Origin of the sequence: Algihabitans albus (assembly GCF_003572205.1) — a bacterium.
Lineage (GTDB): Bacteria > Pseudomonadota > Alphaproteobacteria > Kiloniellales > DSM-21159 > Algihabitans > Algihabitans albus.
The window spans coordinates 1-1,235 of the sequence record NZ_QXNY01000018.1 but is presented as its reverse complement, the minus strand read 5'-3'; the positions used below and the strand labels follow the sequence as shown (position 1 = coordinate 1,235).

1 protein-coding gene is annotated in these 1,235 nt (G+C 61.9%); it reads left to right on the top strand.

Annotated elements, in window-relative coordinates:
* The coding region (gene tuf / locus DBZ32_RS21960) for an elongation factor Tu (RefSeq protein WP_119169413.1) at positions 1-1,235 on the top strand (1,235 nt) is incomplete at both ends.

The window sequence follows — 1,235 nt, the reverse complement described above, 5'->3', positions numbered from 1 at the left end:
TGTCGAAAGCGAAGTTTGAGCGAAACAAGCCGCACTGCAACATTGGGACGATTGGTCACGTTGACCATGGCAAGACGTCATTGACGGCTGCGATTACGAAGGTGATGGCGGAGTCTGGCGGCGCTGAGTTCATGGCGTACGATGCGATTGACAAGGCGCCTGAGGAGAAGGCGCGTGGGATCACGATTTCGACGGCGCACGTTGAGTACGAGACGGAGAACCGTCACTACGCGCATGTGGATTGCCCTGGTCACGCGGACTACGTGAAGAACATGATCACGGGCGCGGCGCAGATGGACGGAGCGATTTTGGTCGTTTCGGCCGCGGACGGGCCGATGCCTCAGACGCGCGAGCACATTCTTCTGGCGCGCCAGGTTGGCGTTCCTGCGCTTGTGGTGTTTTTGAACAAGTGCGACATGGTGGACGACGAGGAGCTTTTGGAGCTTGTCGAGCTTGAGGTTCGCGAGCTTCTGAGTTCCTACGACTTTCCTGGCGACGACATTCCGATCGTGAAGGGCTCGGCCTTGGCGGCGCTGGAGGACAGCGACGCGGCTCTGGGCAAGGAGGCGATTCTTGCTCTGATGAAGGAGGTCGATGCCTACATTCCGACGCCGGAGCGTCCGAAGGACCAGCCTTTCCTGATGCCGATCGAGGATGTTTTCTCGATTTCGGGTCGTGGGACGGTTGTGACGGGTCGTATTGAGCGCGGGATCGTGAAGGTCGGCGAGGAGGTTGAGATTGTCGGTCTGCGGGATACGCAGAAGTCGACGGTGACGGGCGTCGAGATGTTCCGCAAGCTGCTGGACCAGGGCGAGGCGGGGGACAACGTGGGGGCTTTGCTGCGCGGTGTCGGTCGCGAGGATGTCGAGCGGGGCCAGGTTCTGGCGAAGCCCGGGACGATCACGCCGCACACGAAGTTTTCGTGCGAGGCCTACATTCTGACGAAGGAGGAGGGCGGCCGGCACACGCCGTTCTTCACGAACTACCGTCCGCAGTTTTACTTCCGTACGACGGACGTGACGGGGGTTTGCACGCTGCCGGAAGGCACGGAGATGGTGATGCCGGGCGACAACGTTTCGATGGAAGTGACGCTGATCGCACCGATCGCCATGGACGAGGGTCTGCGCTTCGCAATCCGCGAAGGCGGACGCACCGTCGGCGCAGGCGTCGTGTCCTGCATCGTGGTGTCGGGGCGGCTTAGGGCGGCCGCGTGCGCAAGCCGGAGTTCGAGCAGC